The 1,418-nt window shown below is 59.8% G+C and carries 1 protein-coding gene; it reads left to right on the forward strand.

Annotated elements, in window-relative coordinates:
- On the forward strand, positions 1-1,418 hold a 1,418-nt coding region (locus AK963_RS34000; RefSeq protein WP_175404721.1), incomplete at both ends, for a portal protein.

Raw genomic sequence — 1,418 nt, forward strand, 5'->3', positions numbered from 1 at the left:
GACACCCGCGCCATCTCCGACACCGTACTCACCTACATGATGAGCGCCCTCGGCGGGCGAAACCCGATGTTCCAGCTTGAAGGACTGAACCGCGATTCCCGCAAGTCCTCCATGCTCCTTGAGCGCGTCCTGCACCAGCACATGCGCCGCACCTCTGGCGAAGCACGTCTGGCGCAACTCCTGCTCGACAACATCCGTTACGGCATGTCACCAACCAAAGTCGTCTGGAATCCGCAGTCCAACACCAACTCCATCGTCAACTTCGACCCGCGCAAAGCCTTCCCCGACCCCCGTATCACCTGGGGTGACTGGGAACGCCAGCAATACATCGTCTTCACCGACTACGTGGCCACCTCCGCCCTGGTGCAAACCGGTCTCTACCCACGACTCAAGCAGGACAAAGACCTCCTGCACAAACGCACCGGCAACGCCAAACAAGGCTGGAGCGCCCACAAATGGCACAAGGAAGAGGGCAAAGGCTTTTCCATCGACCCTACCGATTCTCTGGCAAGGGACAATACCTCCAACTACTTCACCCTTGGCAATGCCCGCACCGTCGACGAATGCTGGGTCAGATTGGCGGGCTACGAAATCGGCGTCCCCGCCATCGAACAAATCTGGATGCTCGTCACCATCATTGACGAACAACACGTCATCCGTTGTCAGCTCAACCCCTACGGACGCCAGTTCCCCTGCGTCATGGGCGGTCTCTTCTTCGACAGCCACAAAACCTTTCAGCAGTCCCTCTACGACATGCTGCTGCCTATGCACGACATCGCCACCTGGCTACTGCGCTCAAGAGTCGACAACGTGCAGGCCGCCCTCAACAATCTCATCTTCGCCGACCCGACCCAGGTCTCCATCCCCGACCTGATCGACCGCAACCCCTGGGGCGTCGTGCGAACCGCGCCAGGCACCAAACCTGGCGACGGCGTATTCATCGCCAACGTGCCCGACGTCACCAAAGGTCACTGGAACGACATCATGACCATGGGCGAGATGAAACAACGGGTATCCGCCGCCTCCGACGCGCAGCAGGGCATTCCCACCGCCGACGTCAGAAGTGCCACCGAAATCCAAAGACTCACCCAGCTCGGCAGCCAGCGACTCGGCGTCCTCTCAAGAATCCTCTCCAGCACCACCATCCGGCCCATGGTCAGAATGATGGTCAGCAACTTGCAGGACGCCCTCGTCGCCCAGGGTTCCATCAAGATCGACCCCTACACCATGCCGTCCCAGTTATCCGGCATGGTCGAAGACGGCTACCTCGACTACGACATCGCGGCCCTTCAGGGCGACATCGACTACCTCGTGGTCGACGGCACACTCCCCATCGAGCCAACCCGTTCCCCCGAAACCTGGATGAACATGCTCCAGATGATGTCCCAGACCGGCCTGAACATGGAGTACAAGATGAA

This window comes from Endozoicomonas atrinae (assembly GCF_001647025.1).
GTDB lineage: Bacteria > Pseudomonadota > Gammaproteobacteria > Pseudomonadales > Endozoicomonadaceae > Endozoicomonas > Endozoicomonas atrinae.